The following is a 21,301-nucleotide window of genomic DNA, read 5'->3' as shown; positions in this document are numbered from 1 at the left end:
TCGCGGCACAGGGTGACCTGGAGACCCTGAGGCCAGAGGGTGGTCTTGCGGGGTGCCGGACAATGAAGACGTAGCCGGAACCAAGGAGGACCACCATGGCGGAGCCCGAGCGGCCCCGTACCCCGCAACCACGGTTGCGGCCCGCCCCGCTGATCTTCGAGCCCGCGGAGGCCACCGCGGACCCGGAGCACTTCTTCGACCTGGAGTCGATCGCGGACCCCCGCGAGCTGCTCGGCCGGGCGACCGAGCTGACCCACGCCTTCCGCGCGGCGGCCGACCGGTCCATGGAGTTCCAGGCGATCGCGGCCGCGCAGCTCGCCGATCCGCGCCGGTTCGACCGGCTGACGACGGCGGACATCGCGGAGCGCGCGGAGTGGACCGAGGACTATGCGAAGAAGATGGTCGAGTTCGGCCGTGACCTGCTGCGCGGTGCCCGGGACGACACCGACTGACCGCCCGTAATGACCTGGTGGCATATGCCGAGGGGGCAAGATACTCCGCCCCGCCCCCTCCTGTCCTGAATTCCCGCAACTCTCGGGAAGCGGGCTCTCACAGCCCGTAGATGTAGGGGACATGAGCACCGCACACCCGCACCTCATGCCGCCGGCCACCGCGTTCCAGGACCACCTCGACGCCTCGGGGCTCACCCCCGAGGGCGCCGCGTGGCTCGCCTCGGCCGGAACGTATCCGCGCTCGACGCTGGCCGACTGGGAGTCCCGCCCCGACGCACCCGTGGTGCTGCCCTGCGGCTCCGTCTTCGACGTGGTGAACGTTCCGGCGATCTTCGGCCGGCGGATGCTGGACCGGCTGTGGGACCAGGGGCCCGGTTCGGGACCGGTCGCGGCGCACCGGGGGCGCATGCTGCTCTTCACGGCGCCCGGTACGGCGCAGCGGCTGCCGTCGCTGCTGGAGTGGGAGGAGTGGGGTCCGGCGGTGCCGCCGCTGCTGTGTCACGGGCCCGGCGACGCGGTGACCGTTCCCGCGCCGCTGTCCCTCGCGCCGGCGCACGCGCGGTCCCGGTGGGTGGTGGCTCCGGACACGCGGCGACCCTGGTTGCCGGGGCCCGAGGTGCTGCTCTGGGCGTGCGTGCGGGCGGCCCGGGCGACGGTGCGCATATCGATTTCTCGGTCCGCCGATCGCGATGCTAATGTCTACGACGTCAGCCGGCGCCATTAGCTCAGTTGGTTAGAGCAGCGGACTCTTAATCCGCGTGTCCGGGGTTCGAGTCCCTGATGGCGCACCGACAGCAAGGCCCCTCGCAACAGCGGGGGGCCTTCGCTTTTGCGACTCCGTCGCGGGGCGCGAGGCAATGGCCCCTGGGGCGCACGAAGTGCGCCTTCAGGGGCGCGGGGAACTGCGCGACCAGCCACGACGGCGCGGCCGTCGGCGACGATGCTCAGCCCCTACGGCGGCGACGCCGTAGCCGAGACCGACCTAATCGCGCACCCGGCACCTGGGTGCCGCCTTGCCCACCCGTGCCGCCCCAGGCGGCAGACTGCCCAAGGCGGGGACGACCCGACCGGAACCGCGACCGGAACCGGAGGGGCCCGGCGGGGGCCCAGGCGCGTGATCAGCCCGCTGTGATTTTCAGGTTCCAGGAGCCTGAGGGTGTGCGGGATTCCGCTTCGATGCGGATGTGTTCCCCGGGGAGGGTGAAGCTCTCGCCCACCTCCAGGGGGGCGTCGGCCAGCGGCGGGTAGACGGATTCGCCGTAGCAGGCCCCCGTACCCGGGTGCGTGTCGAGGACCTGGACCGGCCCGTCACCGGAGGTGGAGTCGCTGCGGACCCGGTAGACGAGGATCCCCCGCGTACAGGTGCCGGTGTCGTTGCCCGTGCCTCCGCGCGCCTCGACGGCGATCGCGCTGGACGGCCCCGTACGGACGACGGCGAGCTTCGTCCCGTCCCCCGTGCCGAACGCGGCGCCCCGCGCGTCGGGCCCGGTGCTGAGCGGCTCCAGGGTGAGCCGCGTCGGCCCGGTGTCGCTGACGCAGCGGACCTGTCCCGGGTCCAGCCACCCCAGCTTCCACTTGTGCCAGCCGAACAGATCCGGCGCGAGCCCGAACTGGCTGCCCATGACGTCCCAGTCCCCCACGTACGTGTCCCAGTCCCCCTTGCCGTCGGAGGGCCGGTGGTAGAGGTCGGGCAGGTCGAAGACGTGCCCGGTCTCGTGGGCGAGGACATTGCGGTCCGGGGGGTGCCGTTCGAAGACGGTGACGACGCGCCGGATGTCGGTGCCGTCGGCCCGCATCGGCCGGTCGAAGTTGACGACCTTGGTGGCGTCGGAGTCGACGCCGGGCGCGTCCGGGTCGGCGACGAGGTAGACGACGTCGTACTTGCTGAAGTCGGTCACGGGGTCGGCGGCGGCGAGCGCGTCGCGCAGGTAGTCGCTGCGGTGCGCCGCGCTCCAGTCCCGCTTTATGGCGTACGAGGTGGAGTCGTGCGGCATCTGGATCCAGCGGGTCTGCGGATGCGGCACGAGTTCGAAGCGGCCGTAGGAGGCCTGCTCGAAGAAGCGGGTGGTGGCCGGGAAGTGGTCGGCGGCCAGTTCCTGCGGGCTGGTCTGCGGTTCCGCGTCGGGGAACGAGAGGAAGACCATCACGGCGTCGAGCCGCTTGCCGGGCCGCGGATACGCCTCGTTCCACGTGTCGAGGCCCTCGGAGTGGTGGGCGGCGGTGCGCTCCAGGGCGCAGGGCCCGCCGTAGGGGGCGGCGGACGCGGGACCCGCGACCAGACCTGTGGCGGCCAGGGCGGTGAGAGCGGTGAGCGCCGCCGCGACGGCGCGCGGCCGGGGCTTCTCCACTCCCCCGGGTGGCTGCGGACGCGGCAAGTCGACCTCCGGGTGGGGAAAGCGGGACACCCCACCCAGACTGTGGGTGTTTGTAGTACTGCGCCCTCTTTATCTGGCCCGGACGAGTGACGGGGTGACACGCCGGGCGGTCACAGAACGTCACAGCCGGTCGGGCTGTGCACGGACCACGGCACGACCGCGACGCACCTTGAGCAGAAACGATCTGGCGCGGGGCCGGCCGACGGGCGTGCGGCGGCCACCGGGCTCCCGCAGGCTGGATGGGCCGTCCGACCTGCCTCTATGATCGGCACACTTTCTGCCGGGACCCGGCCGCACCAGATCACGCATCCAGACGACGCAGAGCGGGAGCGAGCGGTGAGCGCACAGCCAGAAGGGCCCACGACCGCGACGGATACCTGCCCGCCCGGCCCGCGCCCCGGCCACACCCTCACGGAGAGTGCCGAGCGGGCCCAGGAGCCGCCGGAGGCACAGGCGAGGAACCCGCTGCGGTCGGCGTTCCTCGCCTCGCCGCTCGCCATGATCGTCGTCGACCCGGCCGGCCTGATCGTGGCGGCCAACACGGCGGCCCGCGTCCTGCTCGACGGCGCCGGCGGCGACGCGCTGACCGGCCGGGACGCCGCGGAGCTGCTCGACCTCGGTTCGGACCCGCGCACCTGGAACGCGTACCGCGAGGTGCTGCGCGGGCGGCAGGCCCGGCTGACCCGCACCCGCCGCCTCAAGCACGCCACGGGGCGCTCGGTGTGGGCGCAGATCACGGTCGGCCCCGTGCCGGGCACCGAGACGACGCTGATCTCGCTCACCGACATCAGCGCCCGGCGTGAACTCGCGGCGCGGCTGCGGCACTTGGAGATGCACGACCCGGTGACCCGGCTGCCCAACCGGGCCCTGTTCTTCGAGCGGGTCACGGCCGCGCTGGAGACGGGCGCCTACGAGGGGACGGGCGCGACCGGGCGGGTGGGCCTGTGCTATCTCGACCTCGACGGGTTCAAGGCGGTCAACGACACGCTCGGCCACCACGTCGGCGACCGGCTGCTGACCGCGGTCGCCGACCGGCTGACGCGCTGCGCGGAGCTGGCCGCCACGGCGACGGGGACCCCGCTGGTGGCCCGGCTGGGCGGCGACGAGTTCGCGCTGCTCGTGGAGGACTCGACGGGCACCGAGCAGCTGGCGGATCTGGCGGAGTCGGTGCTCGCCGCGTTGCAGGAGCCGTTCGACCTCGCGGGGCAGCGGCTGTCGGTGTCGGCGTCGATCGGGGTCGTGGAGCGGCATGTCTCGGGGACCACGACGACAGGGCTGATGCAGGCCGCGGACACCACGCTGTACTGGGCGAAGGCCGACGGCAAAGCGCGCTGGACCCTGTTCGACCCGGAGCGCAACGCACACCGGATGACACGGCAGGCGCTCTCCTCGGGGCTGCGGCCGGCGGTGGAGCGCGGGGAGTTCGTGCTCGAGTACCAGCCGCTGGTGCGGATGGCCGACGGCGGGCTGTCCGGGGTGGAGGCGCTGGTGCGCTGGCGGCACCCCCAGTTCGGCCTGCTCACGCCGAATCGGTTCATCGGTCTGGCCGAGGAGGACGGGTCGATCGTGCAGCTGGGGCGGTGGGTGCTGCGGACCGCCTGCCGGCAGGCGCGGGCCTGGCAGCTGGCGCATCCGGAGGCCGAACCGGTCGTCGTGAGCGTGAACGTGGCGGTGCGTCAGGTCTGGGACTCGGATCTCGTGGCGGACGTGGCGCAGATCCTGGAGGAGACGCGTCTGCCGCCGCACCTGTTGCAGCTGGAGCTGACGGAGTCGGCCGTGATGGGTTCGGCGGGGCGGCCGTTGCAGGCGCTGCAGGCGCTCAGCGGCATGGGGGTCGCCATCGCCATCGACGACTTCGGCACCGGGTACTCGAACCTCGCGTATCTGAGCCGGCTGCCGGTGTCGGTGCTGAAGCTCGACGGATCGTTCGTGCGCGGCTTCCAGGACGGCGGCGGCCACGGCGGCGCGGCCACGTCCGACCCGGCGGACGCGATGATCGTCGAGGCGCTGGTGCAGCTGGCGCACCGGCTCGGGCTCACCGTGATCGCGGAGTGCGTCGAGACGTCGGAGCAGGCGGAGCGGCTGCGCCGGATCGGGTGCGACACGGGGCAGGGCTGGCTGTACTCGCGGGCGGTCGCCGCGGAGGGAATCTCCGCGCTGCTGGCCGGGAGCGCCGCCTAGGGCGTGTCTTCAAACTCCCGTCGTCGCCCGGAGGGCGGCTTCGCGGCGTCTGGTGCGTGCTCTCGGCGTGCCGGGCGCAGGCCCTCGTAGCGGAGCTACTTGGGTCTTCGCCCGGTGCGGCGCGAGAGTGCGTGCCAGACGTCGTGAAGCAGGCGGGAGTTTGGAGGCACGCCCTAGGGCCTTTTGTTCGGATCAGGCTGGGCTCCCGGCCGGCGGGGGCGGGCGTCAGGCGCCGGCGCCCGGGAGTGCGTAGGCGTCGGCGATGAGTTCGTACGAGCGCAGGCGGACGTCTCCGCTGTGGGCGTTGGCCGTCAGCATGAGCTCGTCGGCGCCGGTGCGCTTGTGGAGGTCGTCGAGTCCGGAGCGGACCTCGTCGGGGGTGCCGTGGATGACGTTCGCGTTCCAGGTGCGGATGAAGTCGCGCTCCATCTCGTTGAACGCGTACGCCTCCGCCTCCTCCGGGGTGGGGACGAGGCCGGGGCGGCCGGTGCGCAGCCGGACCATGTTCAGGGCGGCGGCCGTCACCTGGCGGCGGGCCTCGGTGCCGTCGTCGTCGGTGGCGAGCGCGGAGACGCCGATGAGGGCGTACGGCTCGTCGAGGACGGCGGAGGGCCGGAACGAGGTGCGGTAGAGGTCCAGGGCCGGGATCGTGTTCTGCGCGGAGAAGTGGTGCGCGAAGGCGAACGGCAGGCCGAGGCTGCCGGCCAGGCGGGCGCTGAAGCCGGAGGAGCCGAGCAGCCAGACCGGCGGGCGGTGCGGGTCCTGGACGCCGCCGGGTGACGTGGCCTGGACCGGGCCGGGGACGGCGTGGATCCGGGCGTACGGGTGCCCGTCGGGGAAGTCGTCGTCGAGGAAGCGGATCAGCTCGGCGAGCTGCTGCGGGAAGTCGTCGGCACCCTCGTTCAGGCGCTCGCTGCGGCGCAGGGCGGCGGCGGTGGCGCCGTCGGTGCCCGGCGCGCGGCCGAGGCCGAGGTCGACGCGGCCCGGGGCCATCGCCTCCAGCGTGCCGAACTGCTCCGCGATGACCAGCGGGGCGTGGTTGGGGAGCATGACGCCGCCGGAGCCGAGGCGGATGCGGTCCGTGTGGGCGGCCAGGTGGGCCAGGATCACGGCGGGGCTGCTGGAGGCGACGCCCGGCATGGAGTGGTGCTCGGCGACCCAGTAGCGGTGGAAGCCGCGGCGCTCCGCGAGGCGGGCGATGTCGACGCTCGTGCGGAGGGCGTCGGTGGCGGTGCGGCCCGCGCCCACCGTCACCAGGTCCAGGACGGAGAGGGGGGTGGGGGCGGTGCCGGTGGCTGCGCCGCGGATGTCGTCTGGGGTGGGCGACACGGATCCTCCTGCTACGGGTGCCTGTACTCGATGCCCGCTTTAACGGAGGCGGTCTCCGGTTTATTCCCGCTCGGCTCGGGTGAAGCGGACGGCGCCCCGTCGCCGTAGGGCTTCCCCGGTTTCTTTCGCGGCTGCGGCCCGGTGGGGGCTGGTCGCGCAGTTCCCCGCGCCCCTGAAATGCATGCCCTTCGGGCGCATTTCCCCGAGGAGGCGCAGCCTCCTTAGGGGCGCGACCAGCCCCCACCGACCCGCGGGCGAAGGGCTACGACTGGATCAGCGGTGCCTTCTTGAAGAGGGCGCCCAAAAGCGGAGCGTTGACGCGGCGGTCGGCCAGGCGGAGGCCCTCCCAGACGGTGACCTGGTTCGCGGTGAGGACCGGCTTGCCCAGTTCCCGTTCCAGAGCGGAGACGTAGGACGCCGTGTGCAGCGCCGTGTCCGGGAGGAGGATCGCCTCCGCTTCCGGGTGGTCGCCGGCGCGGGCCATGGCCAGGACCTCGTCCCAGCCCCACGTGCCGACCTCCGCCGCGGTGATGATCCCGCTCCCCCGCACGGAGAGCACCTCCGCCCCGGACGCGGTGAGGAACTCCGCGAAGTACGCGGCGACGTCCTCCGGGTACGTCGCCGCGACGGCGACCCGCCGCACCCCGAGCTCCCGCAGCGCGTACGCGAAGGCGAAGGACGTGCTGGAGGCGGGCAGCCCCGCGGCCCGCGCGAGCGCCCGCACCTGCTCGTGCGCCCCCTCCCAGCCGAAGACGAAGCTCGCGGACGTGCACGCCCACACCACCGCCTCCGCCCCGGCGAGCCGCAGCTCCTCGACCCCCGCCGCGAGCCGCTCGGGCGCCCCCATCCGCAGCAGCGCGTCGACCCGGTGCGCGTCCTCGCCGATGTCGGTGTGCACGACGGGCAGCCGGACATCGCTGTCGATCAGCATCTCGATGCGCGGGTAGTCGTCCTCGGCCGAGTGTCCGGGGTAGAGGAATCCGAGCGCTGTCATGCAAAGCCGCCTTCCTGCTGGCCTTCGGGGAGTTGCCGGTGCTGTTCGGGCAGGGGCCACTGGCGGCGCGCGGCCGGATCGAGCAGCGCCTGATAGGGGCCCACCGCGCGCGTGCCGAGCCGTTTCAGCGCGGACCACATCGTGACCTGGTTGGCGGAGATCACCGGGATCCGCAGTTCGGCCTCCAGCTGCGGTATGACGTCGTACGTGGGCAGGTTGGTGCAGCTGATGAACAGCGCGTCGGCCCCCGGGCCCACCGCCTCCCGCGCCATCGCCGCGACGTCCCGGTAGGGGACCTTCCAGATGTGCCGGGTCAGTCCGAGATAGGCCCGCCCGGTGACCGTCGTGCCGGCCTCGCCGAGATACGCCTCCAGGGACTCGGTCACCGACGCCGTGTACGGGGTGACCAGGGCGATGCGCCGGGCGCCGAGCTCGGCGAGCGCTTCGAGCAGCGCGCCCGACGTGGTCACCGAGGGCAGTTCACCGGCCCGGTGCATGGCCTCGCACATCGCCCGCTCGCCGGCGATGCCGCCGACGAAACTGCCCGAGGTGCAGGCGTACGCGACGACCTCCGGCTCGGCCGCGGCCAGGGCCCGTACCGCCTCGTCGAGCGTCTCGTGCTCGCTGACCAGGCGGGCCAGGTCGAGACTGACCTCGACCGGCACGAACGGCGTACGGGTGAGGTGGAGGGAGATCTCGTCGGGCACCCAGCGCCACAGCTCGCGGTCGAGTGCGAAGTCGAAGGGGGCGACGACGCCCACGCCGCGCTGCGGCTGCGGTCCCCCCAGGAATGAGACGTCCATGAGCTGGCCCCACATTCAGCTGTCGTGATGCGTGATGGATGCCGGGTGCCGGAATGTGCCGGGGTGTTCCCGGGTGGTGCTGAGGCCGGCGGACCGCCGGGACGTCGGAACAGCGGAGAGGGTGGGTATCCGCTTGCGGAGTACCCCTGTTGACGACGTTAGATTCAGGTGCCAGCGTGGTCAATCCGCCCAAGTCAGGCGGATGCCCGAAGCCCGCAGAAACTGTTTCCCGGGGGAACCGGGGAACCGTCCCCCAGGAAGCGGAACCTCGTTGCGCAACGATCTCCGGACCCCGACCGTGCTGGTCCTGGACGCCCCCTCACCCGCCCCGGCGCCCCGCCTCGGCAGCCTCACCGGGCGGGCCCGGGTGGAGCACGCCCAGGACGCCGACGAGCTGCGCGAGCGGCTGCCCGACGCCGATGTGCTGCTCGTCTGGGACTTCCTCTCGGACGCCGTGCGGGAGGCCTGGCCGGCCGCCGCGCCCGGTTCCCGGCCCGAGTGGGTGCACACCGCGAGCGCCGGCGTGGACCGGCTGATGTTCCCCGAGCTGGTCGATTCGGACACCGTGCTGACCAACGCGCGGGGCGTCTTCGACCGGCCGATCGCCGAGTACGTCGCCGCGCTGGTCCTGGCGATGGCCAAGGACCTGCCGCGCACGCTCGCGCTCCAGACGGAGCGGACCTGGCGGCACCGGGAGTCGCAGCGGGTCGCGCGGACGCGGGCCTGCGTCGTCGGCTCCGGGCCGATCGGGCGGGCGATCGTCAAGCAGCTGAAGGCGATCGGGATGATCACGGCGCTGGTGGGGCGCGAGGCGCGGACCGGGGTCCACGGGCAGGACGAACTGGACCGGCTGCTCGCCCGGGCCGACTGGGTGGTGTGCGCGGCGCCGCTGACGGACGCGACGCGCGGCATGTTCGACGCCCGGCGGTTCGGCGTGATGCAGCCGTCGGCCCGGTTCATCAACGTGGGGCGCGGACAGCTCGTCGTCGAGGACGACCTGCTCGACGCGCTGAACAAGCGGTGGATCACGGGCGCCGCCCTCGACGTCTTCGAGCACGAGCCGCTGCCGCCGGACAGCCCCCTGTGGACGACCCCCGGACTGATCGTGTCTCCGCACATGAGCGGGGACACGGTGGGCTGGCGGGACGAACTCGGGCTCCAGTTCGTCGAGTTGTACGAGGCCTGGGCCGCCGGCCGGCCGCTGACGAATGTAGTCGACAAGAAACGTGGGTATGTCCCGGGGAACTGATCACCGGCCCTGACGTTCATGGACCTCGTCGCTGGAAGGCGGACACGGATGACGACGGAGCTCACCGGACTGACCGCGCAGGAACTCGTCGACGGCTACCGCAAGGGCGAGTTCGGCCCGGTCGACGCCACCCGGGCGGTGCTCGCCCGCATCGAGGAGACCCAGCCCGCGCTGAACGCGTTCACGCGGGTCGACGCCGAGGGCGCCCTCGCGGCGGCGGAGGCGAGCGCGGAGCGGTGGCGGCGCGGGGAGCCACAGGGTCTGGTGGACGGGGTGCCGGTCACCGTCAAGGACATCCTGCTGCAGCGGGGGGTGCCGACGCTGCGCGGGTCGCGGACGGTGCGGGCCGAGGGGCGCTGGGACGAGGACGCGCCGTCGGTGGCACGGCTGCGGGAGCACGGGGCCGTCTTCGTGGGGCGGACGACGACCCCCGAGTTCGGCTGGAAGGGCGTCACCGACTCGCCGCTCGCAGGCGTCACCCGCAATCCGTACGACACCTCGCGCACCGCCGGCGGGTCCAGCGGGGGCAGCGCGGCGGCCGTCGCGGTCGGGGCGGGGCCGCTGTCGCTGGGCACGGACGGCGGGGGTTCGGTACGGATCCCGGCCTCGTTCTGCGGGATCTTCGGGCTGAAGCCGACGTACGGGCGGGTGCCGCTGTACCCGGCCTCCGCGTTCGGGACGCTGTCCCACGTCGGGCCCATGACGCGGGACGCGGCGGACGCGGCGCTGATGATGGACGTGATCTCGGGGCCCGACCCGCGGGACTGGTCCGGGCTCGGGCCGGTCCCGGGCAGCTTCCGCGACGGGCTCGACGAGGGCGTGCGCGGGCTGCGGGTCGCGTTCTCGCCGTCGCTGGGCGGGCAGGTCGCGGTACGGGCGGACGTCGCGGCGGCGGTACGGAAGGCGGTCACGCGGCTGGCCGGACTCGGGGCGTACGTGGAGGAGGTCGACCCCGACTTCACGGATCCGGTCGAGGCGTTCCATGTGCTGTGGTTCAGCGGGGCGGCGCGCGTGGTGCAGCAACTGTCACCCGCGCAGCGCGAGTTGCTGGATCCCGGGCTCAAGGAAGTGTGTGCGCAAGGGGCCCGGTACAGCGCGCTGGACTATCTGGCGGCGGTCGACGCGCGGATGGCGCTCGGGCGGCGGATGGGGGTGTTCCACTCCACGTACGACCTGTTGGTGACGCCGACGATGCCGCTCACCGCGTTCGAGGCGGGGGTCGAGGTTCCCCGGGGTTCGGGGCTGCGGCGCTGGACGGGCTGGACGCCCTTCACGTACCCGTTCAACCTGACGCAGCAGCCGGCGGCGACGGTGCCCGTCGGGCTCGACTCGGCAGGCCTCCCCATCGGCCTCCAACTCGTCGCCGCCCGCCACGCCGACCCCCTGGTCCTCCGGGCGGCGCATGCCCTGTACGCCTCTGGCGCGGCGGGAATCGACGCGCCTTAGGCGGCGGAGCCGGGGCCGTTCAGGCCCTGCGGAAGGACAGCGTCTCGCCGGACGCCCCGTTGCGCCAGAGGTCCTGGCAGGCCTCGGCCATGTCGTCGAGGCCGGACACGATCTGGCCCCAGACGATGCCGGGGACCCAGCCGACGTCCCCGTTCAGGAGCAGGTTGTTGCGTTCGTAGAACAGGGCCAGATCGATCACGGGGGTGCCGGCCTGGAGCGAGGCCCCCGCCCCGTACCCGTAGGACTGCGACCCCAACTGCGTCCCGTTGAAGGAGAAGTAGCAGAGGTCGCCGGGGACGGGCGTGACGGTCGGGTTCTCGAGCGGGGGCTCCTGCTCGGCGAAGGCGGGGAACAGGGCGTAGATCTCGTTGCGGGCGTATTTGGCGTGGTAGACGTCGGAGACGAGCGGCAGCGCGTCCCACACCGCCGCACACGTGAGCGGCGCCCGGTCGTCGAGGAGCTTCGCCCTGCACGTGACGCCCCGCTTGACCAGCGAGACCTCCAGGTACCGGGCGGCGGCGGTGCTGTCCTTTGCGTCCTGTGTCGTAGCCATACGTCCCATGGTCGGCCCCCTTCACCCCCATGGGTCAAGTACGCCTCCCCCCGGCCCAACCGCGTGTCGCCCCGGTGGGGGAAGGCGGGAATTGATCGGCATAGGTTGAGTCGAGTCGGGTAGCCGCGCGCCCATGGCTCCACCTACAGAGAAACGAACGCACGGGAAACGGATCATCCGCAGACGATCACTGCTCGCCGGCGCGGGAGCGCTCGGCGCGATCGGTGCGCTCGGCGCCGCCGGCTGCAGCCGCGTGCCGAACGGCGACACGCTCGCACGGCTCCAGGGGGCGGGCACCGTCCGCCTGGGCATCGCCGGTGAGGTGCCGTACGGGTACATCAACGACGCGGGCGAGTTCACGGGCGAGGCGGTGGAGCTGGCCAAGGTCATCTTCAAACGGCTCGGCGTGGACAACGTTCAGCCGGTGGCGACGGACTTCGCCTCGCTGATCCCGGGTCTGAACACCCAGCAGTTCGACGTCGTGTCGGCCGGGATGTACATCAACAAGGAGCGCTGTCAGCAGGTCATCTTCGCGGACCCCGAGTACCAGATGCTGGACTCGTTCATCGTCCGCAAGGGCAATCCGATGAACCTGCACGACTACGCCGACGTCGTGAAGGCGAAGGCCAAGTTCGGTACGGGCACCGGGTACGCGGAGATCCAGTACGCGGTCGACGCGGGCTACAAGGAGTCCGACATCGTGATCCTCCAGGATCAGGTGGCGGGTCTGAACGCCGTGGAGGCGGGCCGGATCGACGTGTTCGCCGGGACCGCCCTGACGACCCGCGAGGTCACGAAGAAGAGCCGCAAGGCGGAGCACACCGAGCCGTTCGCGCCGCTGGTGGACGGGAAGAAGCACGTCGACGGCGGCGGCTTCACGTTCCGGCCCACCGACACGAAGCTGCGGGACGCCTTCAACGTCGAGATCCACAAGATGAAGAAGAGCGGCGAACTGTTCAGGATTCTCCAGCCGTTCGGCTTCACGAAGGCGGAGATGACCACCCTGACCGCCGAGGAGCTGTGCCGATGACCAGCGGACTGTGGGAACACTGGGTACTGCCCGGGATCTGGGTCACGATCCAGCTGACCGTGTACAGCGCGCTGCTCGCGGCCGTCGTCGCGTTCGGCGTCGGCATGGCCCGCACGCACCGGCTGTGGATCGTGCGGTTCGTCGCCGGGTTCTACACCGAGGTCTTCCGGGGCACGTCCGCCCTGATCCTCATGTTCTGGATCTTCTTCGTGCTGCCGCAGCTGGCGGGCTGGTCGCTGGTCCCGATGTGGGCGGCGGTGCTGGCGCTGTCCCTGTCCTACGGGGCGTACGGCTCGGAGATCGTGCGCGGCGCCCTGAACTCGGTGGCGCCCGCGCAGCGTGAGGCGGGCGTCGCGCTGAGCTTCACGCCATGGCAGCGGATGCGGCTGATCCTGCTGCCGCAGGCGGTGCCGGAGATGATCCCGCCGTTCTCGAACCTGCTGGTCGAGCTGATGAAGGGCACCGCCCTGGTGTCGCTGCTCGGCATCGGCGACGTGTCGTTCGCCGCGAACCTGGTGCGGCTCGCGACGACGGAGAGCGCGGAGATCTACCTGCTGACGCTCGTCATCTACTTCGTCATCGCGTTCCTGCTCACGCGGGTGATGCGTGCCGTGGAGCGCAAGGCCAAGGCCGGCATCGGCCAGCGTCCGGCAGCCGGGATCGGAATCATGAGCAAGCTCAACCTCCGCCAGACGACGGAGATGTCTCATGTCCCGACGAGCGCGGGAGGTGGCGGCGCATGATCGTCACCGCCGCGTCCAACTGGGACTGGTCGGCCGTCGCCGACTTCATGCCGACGTTCTGGGACGGCGTCCTCGTCACGCTGCAGGCCCTCGTGCTGGGCTCGCTGATCTCGTTCAGCCTGGGTCTGGTGTGGGCGCTCGCGCTGCGTGCGCCGACCCGTTTCGTACGCTGGCCGGTCGGGGCCTTCACGGAGTTCATCCGCAACACCCCGCTCCTGGTCCAGCTGTTCTTCTTCTTCTTCGTGCTGCCGGAGTGGGGGGTGCAGGCGTCCGCGCTGACGACCGGTGTCCTCGCGCTCGGCCTGCACTACTCGACGTACACCATGCAGGTGTACCGGGCGGGCATCGAGGCCGTCCCGGTGGGCCAGTGGGAGGCCGCGCGGGCGCTGAGCCTGCCGTACCGCAGGACGTGGAGCGCGGTGATCCTGCCGCAGGCCATCCGCCGGGTGGTGCCCGCGCTCGGCAACTACGTGATCGCGATGCTCAAGGACACCCCGCTGCTCGCGGCGATCGGTGTCCTGGAGATGCTGCAGCGCGCACGGCTCGAAGCCGCGCAGACGTTCCAGTACACGGAGGCCCTGACCGTCGTCGGCGTCGCCTTCATCCTCATCGCCTACCCGTCCTCTCTTCTTCTGCGAGCCCTGGAGCGCCGTCTTGTCCGCTGACCCGAACCTTCCCAAGGACCAGCCCAACCCCAAGGTGGACGGCAGCGAGCTGATCCGCTTCGACAAGGTCGTGAAGCGGTTCGGCGGCAACACCGTCCTCGACGAGCTGGACTTCTCGGTGGCGTCCGGCAAGCACGTGACGCTGATCGGCCCGTCCGGCTCCGGCAAGACGACGATCCTGCGGCTGCTGATGACCCTGATCAAGCCCGACGAGGGCACGATCAAGGTGGGCGGCGAGTACCTCACGCACGAGCAGAAGAACGGCAAGCTCGTGCCGGCGGGCGAGAAGCACGTCCGCGAGGTCCGCAAGAACATCGGCATGGTCTTCCAGCAGTTCAACCTGTTCCCGAACATGAAGGTGCTCAGGAACATCACGGAGGCGCCGGTCACCGTGCTCGGCCTGTCCAAGGACGAGGCGGAGGAGCGGGCGCGCGAGCTGCTCGACATGGTGGGGCTCGGCGACCGCTGCGACGCGTACCCGACGCAGTTGTCGGGCGGTCAGCAGCAGCGTGTCGCGATCGCGCGGGCGCTGGCCATGCGGCCGCAGGTGCTGCTGCTCGACGAGGTGACGTCGGCGCTCGACCCGGAGCTGGTCGCGGGCGTTCTCGACGTGCTCAGGGACATCGCGCACACCACCGACATCACGATGCTGTGCGTGACCCACGAGATGAGTTTCGCCCGGGACATCTCGGACCAGGTACTGATGTTCGACGCGGGGCGGGTCATCGAGTCCGGTTCGCCGGAGAAGATCTTCAGCGAGCCCGAGCACGAGCGCACCCGGGAGTTTCTGAGCGCGGTGCTGTGACCAGCCGCGCAATGCGCGGGGCATGACATGGGCATATGCCAGGGTGGTGCGTTCCTGCTGAGAGGCACGGAACGCGCCGCCCTTCTCCCATGTATCTCCCCAACAGCCGCCCCGTTCGGGGTGTTTGACGGCTATCGTGGACGGAGCCCAGCTGTCCGGAACCGTTCCATACAGGGGGATGCCGTGGCGCTGAAGCACGAGCAGGACGCGTCGTCGTACCAGCCGCACCGGTCGGTGCGGCGTGCGCTGCGCATCCTGGAGACGGTCGCCCTGCGCGGGGTCGGCATCACCGACACCGAACTGGGCCGCGTCACGGGACTGCCCGCGGAGCAGCTGACCGCGCTGCTGCGGATGCTGCGCCGCGAGGGGTACGTCCAGCAGACGGCGGACGGGGCGTACGTCACGGGCGCCGCCCTGGACCGGCTGACCGTCGCCGAGGGCCGCGAGGACGCGCTGACCGCCAAGCTCCAGCACACGCTCGACGAGCTGCGGGACTCCGTGGGCGCGGCCGTCTACCTCAGCCGGTACATCGACGGCGAGGTCCGCGTCACCCAGTACGCGGCCGGCCCCGAGGCCCCCGCGGTCAACGAGTGGGTGGACTTCCGGGTCTCCGCGCACGCCAGCGCGGTCGGCAAGAGCCTGCTCGGCCAGCTCGACCTCAACGGCCGGCGCGACCACCTCTCCCGGCACAAGATGGCCCGCCTCACCTCCCGCACCATCACCAACGAGAAGGTGCTGCTCTCCCGCCTCGCCGCCCAGCCCCCGACCGTCCCGGTCCTGGACCTCCAGGAGTACGCGGTCGGCACGGTCTGCGCCGCGGTGCCGATCACGGCGGGCTCGGCCGTCGGCTGCCTGGCCCTCTCCCTCCCGGTCGAGCACGCGCACCGCCTGCACCGCGCGGCCGACCAGCTCAACAAGGGCGCGGCCCCGGTCCTGCTCTCCCTCGCGATCTGACCCCGCTCACTCCCCCGGCGGGAGCGGCGTCCTCGGTGCCGGTACGGCGCGCAGACTCGTCAACTCCGGGTCCTGGGCCAGGATCCGGTGGTGCAGCGTCCGCAGGGCCCGCCCCGGATCCGTGCCGAGTTCGGCCACCACGCGGCGCCGGTACTCGTCGTACACGGCCAGCGCCTCGGCGCCGCGGTCCGCGCGGAACAGGGCCAGCATCAGCAGCCAGCTGAGGCGCTCGCTCAGCGGATGCTTGTGGAGCATGAAGTAGAGGTACGGGATCGCGTTGCGGTGCCGGCCCAGGTCCAGTTCCAGCTCGGCGCGCAGCTCCATGTCCGCGAGGAACCGCTCGTCGCGGTAGACCCGTTCGCGCTCCAGGACCGGCGCGTCCAGGCCCTCGGCCAGCGGACCGGTGACCAGGATTCGCGCGGAGTCCAGGTGCTGGGCGGCCTCCTCCGGGCTGCCGTTCGACGCGAGGGCCGTCCCGGTGGCGGCGAGGCGCTCGTACGCGTACAGGTCGATGAGGTCCTTGTCGGTGTCGAGCCGATAGCCGCCCCCCTCGAACAGCAGGCGCGGCCCGTCCCCCGACGGGTCGGGGGCGGCGGCCAGCACGCCGCGCAGGCCCGAAACGTACTTCTGCACCAGGTTCTTCGCGTACGCGGGCGGCTGCGCGCCCCACAGGGCGTCGATCAGCTGGTCCGGCCCCGTCGTCAGGTCCAGACGGAGCAACAGAGCGGCGAGCAGGGCCTGTTGCTTCGGCGGGCCGAGCTGTACGGGGGCGCCGTCGACGAGCAGGCGCAGCGGTCCGTAGAGGACGAACCGCGGGCGGCCGGGGTCCGGGCCGGCGGGCCCCCGGTGACGCAGGAGAACGCTGGACATGGTTCCTCCCCAACTCCGTGCACCCGTACGGATCTTACGGGCACGGCCCGACCGCTGACGGTCCCCGGCCCTTCAGCGTTCCTTCCGTAATCCTTCCGCACTCCTTCAGGGCTGCTTCAGGGGTGCTTCCTCTCCGGTGCCGCGGGGTGTTCCAGTGCTGCCCGGCAGTGTTCGGGGCACGTACCCGACAGAAGGCAGTGAACGTGACCACCACCCCCGCCCGACCGCCCGCCGGCGATTCGGCGCTGCACCGGCTCGGCGGCAGGATCGCCCGCCGGCCCCGCCCCGTGATCTGGCTGAGCGTGCTGCTCGCCGTCCTCGGACTCGCGCTGGCCGCGGGCGCGATGGACCGGCTGGTGCTGAGCCGGTTCGAGTCCCCCGGTTCCGAGTCGGTGGCCACCCGGGCCGAGTTGGCCCGCATCTTCGACACGGGCACCCCGAGCGTGCTGCTGCTCGTCACCGCGAGGAGCGGGGACGTCGACTCCGCGCCCGTCGCCGCCGCGGGCCGTGCCGTGGAGCAGGAGCTCGCCGGACAGCGGGGCGTGGCCGAGACCGCGTCCTACTGGTCGCGCGGGAAGTCCCCGGTGATGCGCTCCGAGAACGGCGGGCGGGCGCTGGTGATCGCCCGGATGTCGGGGACGGTCACCGAGGCGCGGGCCCGGCTCGCCGCGTTCGCCCCGGACCTCGCCCGGGACGGGGCCGTGGTGAAGGTCGAGGTCGGCGGCGCGGACGAGGTGTTCCGGCAGGCGGCGGAGCAGGCCCGGACGGACTTCCTGCGCGCCGAGCTGATCGTGTTCCCGCTGGTGCTGCTGTTGCTGGCGGTGATCTACCGGCGGCTCAGCGCCGCACTGCTCACACTGGGCATGGGGCTGTTCTCGGTGGTCACGACGCTGGCACTGCTGCGGCTGCTGACCTCCTTCACCGACGTGTCGACGTTCGCCGCCAACCTCACGCTCGTCATGGGCATCGGTCTCGGCGTCGACTACAGCCTCTTCGTGATCAGCCGGTTCCGTGAGGAGCTGGACACCGGGCACGATGCGGCGGAGGCGACGCGGCGGGCCGTCGGCCGGGCCGGCCGCACCGTCGCCTTCAGCGGCCTCACCGTCGCCGTCTCCCTCGCCTGCCTCCTCCTCTTCCCCTTCCCCTTCCTCCGCTCCTTCGCCTACTCGGGGATCGCCGTCGTCCTCACCTCGGTGTTCGCCGCGCTCGTCGTCCTGCCGGCGGCGCTGGCCCGCCTCGGCGACCGGGTGCGGCGCCGCACCCCGGCCCCGGCGGGCCGCTCCGGCTGGTGGCACACCAACGCCCTGCGGATGATGCGCCGCCCGCTCGCGTACGGGATTCCGGCCCTGGCCGTGCTGCTCGCGCTGGCCGCGCCAGCGCTGGGCATCTCGTTCGGCACGCCGGACGACCGGGTGCTGCCCGCGTCCACGTCGAGTCGGCTCGTGCAGGACCGGATCCGGGCCGAGTTCGCCGCCGAGGAGACCGACGCGCTGCAGGTGCTCCGGCCGGGCCTGCCGGGTGACGCTTCGGGGCGGGACCGCATCGAGGCCGCGGCGATACGGCTGTCCGCCGTACCCGGCATCCGGCAGGTCGACGCTCTCACCGGCTCCTACGCCGACGGCCACCGCGTCCTCGGCCCCACGCCCTCCTCGAACCGTTTCGCCTCCGGCCACGACACCTGGTTCTCGGTGATCGCCACGCAGAAGGCGCTCGGCGCGGATCCGGACCGGGTGATCGCGGACGTGCGGGGCGCCTTCGGTCCGGGTGAGGTGCGGGTGGGCGGCTACCCGGCCGAGCTGGCCGATTTCCGCTCCGTGCTCGTGGACCGGCTCCCGCTGGTCCTCGCCCTCGTCCTCCTGGTCACCTTCGTCATCCTCTTTCTCATGACAGGCAGCCTGCTGCTCCCGGCGAAGGCGATGGTCCTGAACGCGCTGAGCATGGCCGTCATGTTCGGTGCCCTCGTCTGGATCTTCCAGGAGGGCCATCTCTCGGGCCTCCTCGGCTTCACCGCCACCGGCAGCCTGGAGCCGAGCATCCCGATCCTGATGTTCTGCACCGCGTTCGGGCTGTCGATGGACTACGAGGTGTTCATGCTGTCGAGGATCAAGGAGGAGTACGACCGCACCGGCGACACGGTGGCCTCGGTCGCCGCCGGCCTGGAGCGCGGCGGGCCGCTCATCACCTCGGCCGCGGTGATCCTGGCCGCGTCCTTCGCCACGTACGCCTCGTCCGGCGTCGTGTACCTCAAGATGCTGGGCCTCGGCATGGTCGTCGTCATCCTCGTCGACGCGACCCTGATCCGGGCGATCCTGGTCCCGGTCCTCATCCGCCTGGCCGGCCGGGCCAACTGGTGGACCCTCACCCCGCTGACCCGCCTCCACCACCGCCTCGCCCTGACCGACTGAAACGAACAAGGCCCCCCGCTGCTGCGAGGGGCCTCAGCCGGTCCTCCGGCTCGGGGGTGTGGGTGGCGGAGCCCCCACAGAGCGCGGCGCAGCCGCGCAGAAAACGACGATGGCGGGATGCTTCGCGCTTTCCGCGAAGACATCCCGCCACCGACAACGTGCGCCATCAGGGACTCGAACCCCGGACACGCGGATTAAGAGTCCGCTGCTCTAACCAACTGAGCTAATGGCGCCGGTTGACGAGGTAAATACTACATGGCTGAAAGGGGTGGTCGTGACCAGGCATGAAAACGTCATGGGTCACTGGTGAGCGGCGGCGTTCCACGCGGGGCGGGGCGGGGCGCAGACTCGGGAGCGCTCGGGATCCGGTACACGCTGCGGAGGACTTCGTATGGACAGCTCTGTCGCGCCCACCCCGCTCTTCCCCGGCCTGCAGCACCTGGTGCACAAGCCGGACAGCCCGGAGGCGTACCTGTTGGGGACGGCCGCTCCCGCACGGCAGCGCTTCGCGTTCGCCACCGAGCTGCCCGAGTCCCACCCCCTGTACGACGACACTCCGCTGCCCTTCCACGACCTGCTGTTCCCCGTGGAGGGGCTGCGCCGCGCCGCGCTGTTCGCCGCGCGCCAGTACTTCCGGGTGCCGGACAAGCGGGTCACGGCGATCGCCACGGCCGGCACCGAGATCACCGACGTGGACGCGTGGCGGCACACCGACGGGCCGGCGCGGATCTCCCTCGACCTGACGCTGACCCCGGTCGACGTCGTCACGGGCGTGCCCAGGGGGCTGACCTGTGAGGCCGACGTGGCCATCGACGGTCGGCGCTGCGGCACGGCCGGGGCGCGGCTCGCGTTCCTGAGCCCCGGCGTGCACCGTGCCCACCGCGAGGCGGGCCGGCTGCGCAGCGAGCGGAGCGTGACCGCGGGTGCGGACGGCGCCGAGCGGGCGGGCAGCCCGGATCCGGGGCAGGTGGGGCGGCGGACGGCACGGCACGTGTTCGTGGGGCTGCCCGCGCAGGGCCCCGACGACACACTGGTGCTGCGCGTGGACACGGCCGCCGCGGCCGCCGTGCTGTCGGACGGCTCCGACGAGGTCCCGGCCGCGCTCTATCTGGAGGCCTCCCGGCAGGCCACGCTGCTCGCTGCCGCGGAGCTGCACGGTTTCCTGCCGGCGCACACCCTGCTCACCCGCTGGCGGGCGGCGTTCCGCGGCTACGCCGAGCCGGGGCTCGCGCTGCACTGCGCGGTGCGCGCCAAGGGCGCCACGGTCCGCGACGCGGCGGGCCGGCCCCAGGCGAGGCTGCACCTGTCGTTCCTGCAGGGCGAGCGCGAGGTCGCGCAGGTGTCGGCAACCGCGCTCCAGGACTGCTAGGCCCGGCATGCGCTTCCGTGTCCTCGGACCCATCCGGATGACCCCGGCGACGCCGTCCGCGGCGAAGCCGAGGGCCGTGCTCGCGACCCTGCTGATCCAGGCGAACAGCGTCGTGTCGACGCACACGCTGATCGACGAACTGTGGGGCACCGAGCCGCCGCGCACCGCCACGACCACGCTCCAGGTCTACGTGTCCCAGCTGCGCAAGGCGCTCCTGGAGGGCGCACCCGACGGCCGCCAGCCGCTGCTGACCCGGCCGCCGGGCTATCTGCTGCAGGTCGGCACCGACGATCTGGACCTGCTCGCGTTCGAGGCGCTGCGGGAACAGGGCCGGGCCGCGCACGCCCGCGAGGACCACGCGGAGGCGTCCCGCCTGTTCAAGGACGCCCTCGACCTGTGGACGGGCCCCGCCCTGTCCGGCATCCCGCACGGCACCACCCTGGAGAGCTCGGCGATCCGGCTGGACGAGCTGCGCGCCGAGGTGCTGGAGCAGCGGATCGCCGCCGATCTGCGGCTCGGCCGGCACCAGGAGCTCATCGGCGAACTGCGGTCCCTGGTGCACGACCACCCGCTGCGCGAGACGGTGCACTGCCATCTGATGGTGGCGCTGTACCGCTCGGGGCGGCAGTCGGACGCGCTGGAGGTCCACCGCCGGGCGCGCCGCGCGCTCGTGGCCGAACTCGGTGTGGAGCCGGGCCCGGTGATGAGCCGGCTGCAGGAACGGATCCTCGCCGGTGACCCTCAGCTGGCCTGGCAGGGCGACTCCGGCCCGTCCCGCGCGCTCCGGCCGCCGGCCGCCGCGCCGGTGGTCCGGCTGCCCGCGCCGGTCGCCGACTTCACCGGACGGGCCGCCCAACTCGCTCTGGGCCACCGCTTCCTGGCCGCCGCCGGGCCCGAGACCGGGCGGGTGCTCGCCGTGTCGGGCCGGGCCGGGGTCGGCAAGACGGCGCTCGTCGGGCGCCTCGCGCACGAGGCGGCGGGGCAATTCCCCGACGGGCGGCTGCTGATGGCACTGCGGGACTCGGGCGGGCGGCCGCTCGATCCCCCGGCAGTGCTCTCCATGGTGGTGCGCCGGCTG

General features: G+C 72.2%; 19 protein-coding genes and 2 tRNA genes. 14 read left to right on the top strand and 7 right to left on the bottom strand.

Annotation, left to right across the window (positions count from 1 at the left end; all coding sequences use genetic code 11):
• Window positions 1–95 precede the first annotated feature (95 nt).
• From ACFW9D_RS26830 to ACFW9D_RS26820, 3 genes are all read left to right on the top strand, one after another.
• Window positions 96–452, top strand: coding sequence for a hypothetical protein (locus tag ACFW9D_RS26830; protein WP_384625742.1), 357 nt, complete (start codon window positions 96–98; stop codon window positions 450–452).
• 121 nt (window positions 453–573) lie between these two features.
• Window positions 574–1,176, top strand: a complete 603-nt coding sequence (locus tag ACFW9D_RS26825; protein WP_384625739.1) for a bifunctional DNA primase/polymerase — start codon at window positions 574–576, stop codon at window positions 1,174–1,176.
• Window positions 1,167–1,240: transfer RNA gene (locus tag ACFW9D_RS26820), tRNA-Lys, on the top strand. Before ACFW9D_RS26825 ends, ACFW9D_RS26820 begins: the two co-directional genes overlap by 10 nt.
• A gap of 330 nt (window positions 1,241–1,570) precedes the next feature.
• Here the strand turns inward: ACFW9D_RS26820 and ACFW9D_RS26815 are convergent.
• Window positions 1,571–2,827 (bottom strand): M6 family metalloprotease domain-containing protein, encoded by a 1,257-nt coding sequence (locus ACFW9D_RS26815; protein WP_384625736.1) that lies wholly within the window; start codon window positions 2,825–2,827, stop codon window positions 1,571–1,573.
• Between the two features lie 261 nt (window positions 2,828–3,088).
• Here ACFW9D_RS26815 and ACFW9D_RS26810 point away from each other — a divergent pair, with 261 nt between their 5' ends.
• Window positions 3,089–5,008 (top strand): putative bifunctional diguanylate cyclase/phosphodiesterase, encoded by a 1,920-nt coding sequence (locus ACFW9D_RS26810; protein WP_384625733.1) that lies wholly within the window; start codon window positions 3,089–3,091, stop codon window positions 5,006–5,008.
• 225 nt (window positions 5,009–5,233) lie between these two features.
• Here the strand turns inward: ACFW9D_RS26810 and ACFW9D_RS26805 are convergent, their stop codons facing one another.
• From ACFW9D_RS26805 to ACFW9D_RS26795, 3 genes are all read right to left on the bottom strand, one after another.
• A complete protein-coding gene (locus tag ACFW9D_RS26805) occupies window positions 5,234–6,337 on the bottom strand; it encodes an LLM class flavin-dependent oxidoreductase (protein WP_384625731.1) in 1,104 nt (367 codons plus the stop codon).
• Window positions 6,338–6,599: 262 nt separating this feature from the next.
• A complete protein-coding gene (locus ACFW9D_RS26800) occupies window positions 6,600–7,331 on the bottom strand; it encodes a decarboxylase (RefSeq protein ID WP_384625728.1) in 732 nt (243 codons plus the stop codon).
• Window positions 7,328–8,134 carry an aspartate/glutamate racemase family protein gene (locus tag ACFW9D_RS26795; RefSeq protein WP_188338759.1) on the bottom strand — a complete coding sequence of 269 codons (807 nt, stop codon included), beginning with the start codon at window positions 8,132–8,134 and terminating at the stop codon, window positions 7,328–7,330. The genes ACFW9D_RS26800 and ACFW9D_RS26795 overlap by 4 nt, the downstream gene beginning before the upstream one ends.
• Window positions 8,135–8,405: 271 nt before the next feature.
• Here ACFW9D_RS26795 and ACFW9D_RS26790 point away from each other — a divergent pair, with 271 nt between their 5' ends.
• Both ACFW9D_RS26790 and ACFW9D_RS26785 read left to right on the top strand, forming a co-directional pair.
• Window positions 8,406–9,383, top strand: coding sequence for a D-2-hydroxyacid dehydrogenase (locus tag ACFW9D_RS26790; RefSeq protein ID WP_384625725.1), 978 nt, complete (start codon window positions 8,406–8,408; stop codon window positions 9,381–9,383).
• A 48-nt stretch (window positions 9,384–9,431) separates the two neighbouring features.
• Complete coding sequence (locus ACFW9D_RS26785) at window positions 9,432–10,829, top strand: amidase (RefSeq protein WP_384625722.1); 1,398 nt, start codon at window positions 9,432–9,434, stop codon at window positions 10,827–10,829.
• Between the two features lie 19 nt (window positions 10,830–10,848).
• Here ACFW9D_RS26785 and ACFW9D_RS26780 read toward each other — a convergent pair whose 3' ends face one another.
• Window positions 10,849–11,382 (bottom strand): DUF3830 family protein, encoded by a 534-nt coding sequence (locus ACFW9D_RS26780; RefSeq protein WP_384625719.1) that lies wholly within the window; start codon window positions 11,380–11,382, stop codon window positions 10,849–10,851.
• A 133-nt stretch (window positions 11,383–11,515) separates the two neighbouring features.
• On the opposite strand from ACFW9D_RS26780, the gene ehuB reads away from it, so the two are divergent.
• From ehuB to ACFW9D_RS26755, 5 genes are all read left to right on the top strand, one after another.
• On the top strand, window positions 11,516–12,412 hold the full coding sequence (ehuB, locus tag ACFW9D_RS26775; protein WP_188338755.1) for an ectoine/hydroxyectoine ABC transporter substrate-binding protein EhuB: 897 nt from the start codon (window positions 11,516–11,518) through the stop codon (window positions 12,410–12,412).
• On the top strand, window positions 12,409–13,155 hold the full coding sequence (gene ehuC / locus ACFW9D_RS26770; protein WP_384625716.1) for an ectoine/hydroxyectoine ABC transporter permease subunit EhuC: 747 nt from the start codon (window positions 12,409–12,411) through the stop codon (window positions 13,153–13,155). Before ehuB ends, ehuC begins: the two co-directional genes overlap by 4 nt.
• Window positions 13,152–13,820, top strand: coding sequence for an ectoine/hydroxyectoine ABC transporter permease subunit EhuD (gene ehuD / locus ACFW9D_RS26765; RefSeq protein WP_384625713.1), 669 nt, complete (start codon window positions 13,152–13,154; stop codon window positions 13,818–13,820). The genes ehuC and ehuD overlap by 4 nt, the downstream gene beginning before the upstream one ends.
• Before the next feature lie 34 nt (window positions 13,821–13,854).
• Complete coding sequence (ehuA, locus tag ACFW9D_RS26760; protein ID WP_188341549.1) at window positions 13,855–14,625, top strand: ectoine/hydroxyectoine ABC transporter ATP-binding protein EhuA; 771 nt, start codon at window positions 13,855–13,857, stop codon at window positions 14,623–14,625.
• Window positions 14,626–14,808: 183 nt separating this feature from the next.
• Complete coding sequence (locus tag ACFW9D_RS26755) at window positions 14,809–15,579, top strand: IclR family transcriptional regulator (protein WP_188338752.1); 771 nt, start codon at window positions 14,809–14,811, stop codon at window positions 15,577–15,579.
• A 6-nt stretch (window positions 15,580–15,585) separates the two neighbouring features.
• Here the strand turns inward: ACFW9D_RS26755 and ACFW9D_RS26750 are convergent, their stop codons facing one another.
• Entirely contained in the window at window positions 15,586–16,449 is an 864-nt protein-coding gene (locus ACFW9D_RS26750) for a BTAD domain-containing putative transcriptional regulator (RefSeq protein ID WP_384625709.1), read from the bottom strand.
• 203 nt (window positions 16,450–16,652) lie between these two features.
• On the opposite strand from ACFW9D_RS26750, the gene ACFW9D_RS26745 reads away from it, so the two are divergent.
• Window positions 16,653–18,854 carry an MMPL family transporter gene (locus ACFW9D_RS26745; protein ID WP_384625706.1) on the top strand — a complete coding sequence of 734 codons (2,202 nt, stop codon included), beginning with the start codon at window positions 16,653–16,655 and terminating at the stop codon, window positions 18,852–18,854.
• A gap of 159 nt (window positions 18,855–19,013) precedes the next feature.
• Here the strand turns inward: ACFW9D_RS26745 and ACFW9D_RS26740 are convergent.
• Window positions 19,014–19,087, bottom strand: a tRNA-Lys gene (locus tag ACFW9D_RS26740).
• 158 nt (window positions 19,088–19,245) lie between these two features.
• Here ACFW9D_RS26740 and ACFW9D_RS26735 point away from each other — a divergent pair.
• Both ACFW9D_RS26735 and ACFW9D_RS26730 read left to right on the top strand, forming a co-directional pair.
• On the top strand, window positions 19,246–20,223 hold the full coding sequence (locus ACFW9D_RS26735; RefSeq protein WP_384625703.1) for an AfsA-related hotdog domain-containing protein: 978 nt from the start codon (window positions 19,246–19,248) through the stop codon (window positions 20,221–20,223).
• A gap of 7 nt (window positions 20,224–20,230) precedes the next feature.
• Window positions 20,231–21,301, top strand: a 1,071-nt coding sequence (locus ACFW9D_RS26730) for a BTAD domain-containing putative transcriptional regulator (protein ID WP_384625700.1), incomplete at its 3' end; no start/stop codon positions are given.

Origin of the sequence: Streptomyces sp. NPDC059524, assembly GCF_042749255.1 — a bacterium.
Taxonomy (GTDB): Bacteria; Actinomycetota; Actinomycetes; order Streptomycetales; family Streptomycetaceae; genus Streptomyces; species Streptomyces xanthii.
This window is presented reverse-complemented; position numbering and strand designations above follow the sequence as displayed.

Excerpts from the sequence above, each read along its gene's own strand:
- ACFW9D_RS26830 (WP_384625742.1), top strand. The coding sequence starts at position 96 with ATGGCGGAGCCCGAGCGGCCCCGTACCCCGCAACCACGGTTGCGGCCC.
- ACFW9D_RS26825 (WP_384625739.1), top strand. The coding sequence starts at position 574 with ATGAGCACCGCACACCCGCACCTCATGCCGCCGGCCACCGCGTTCCAG.
- ACFW9D_RS26810 (WP_384625733.1), top strand. The coding sequence starts at position 3,089 with ATGATCGGCACACTTTCTGCCGGGACCCGGCCGCACCAGATCACGCAT.
- ACFW9D_RS26800 (WP_384625728.1), bottom strand. The coding sequence starts at position 7,331 with ATGACAGCGCTCGGATTCCTCTACCCCGGACACTCGGCCGAGGACGAC.
- ACFW9D_RS26795 (WP_188338759.1), bottom strand. The coding sequence starts at position 8,134 with ATGGACGTCTCATTCCTGGGGGGACCGCAGCCGCAGCGCGGCGTGGGC.
- ACFW9D_RS26785 (WP_384625722.1), top strand. The coding sequence starts at position 9,432 with ATGACGACGGAGCTCACCGGACTGACCGCGCAGGAACTCGTCGACGGC.
- ACFW9D_RS26780 (WP_384625719.1), bottom strand. The coding sequence starts at position 11,382 with ATGGCTACGACACAGGACGCAAAGGACAGCACCGCCGCCGCCCGGTAC.
- ehuB (WP_188338755.1), top strand. The coding sequence starts at position 11,516 with ATGGCTCCACCTACAGAGAAACGAACGCACGGGAAACGGATCATCCGC.
- ehuC (WP_384625716.1), top strand. The coding sequence starts at position 12,409 with ATGACCAGCGGACTGTGGGAACACTGGGTACTGCCCGGGATCTGGGTC.
- ehuD (WP_384625713.1), top strand. The coding sequence starts at position 13,152 with ATGATCGTCACCGCCGCGTCCAACTGGGACTGGTCGGCCGTCGCCGAC.
- ACFW9D_RS26750 (WP_384625709.1), bottom strand. The coding sequence starts at position 16,449 with ATGTCCAGCGTTCTCCTGCGTCACCGGGGGCCCGCCGGCCCGGACCCC.
- ACFW9D_RS26735 (WP_384625703.1), top strand. The coding sequence starts at position 19,246 with ATGGACAGCTCTGTCGCGCCCACCCCGCTCTTCCCCGGCCTGCAGCAC.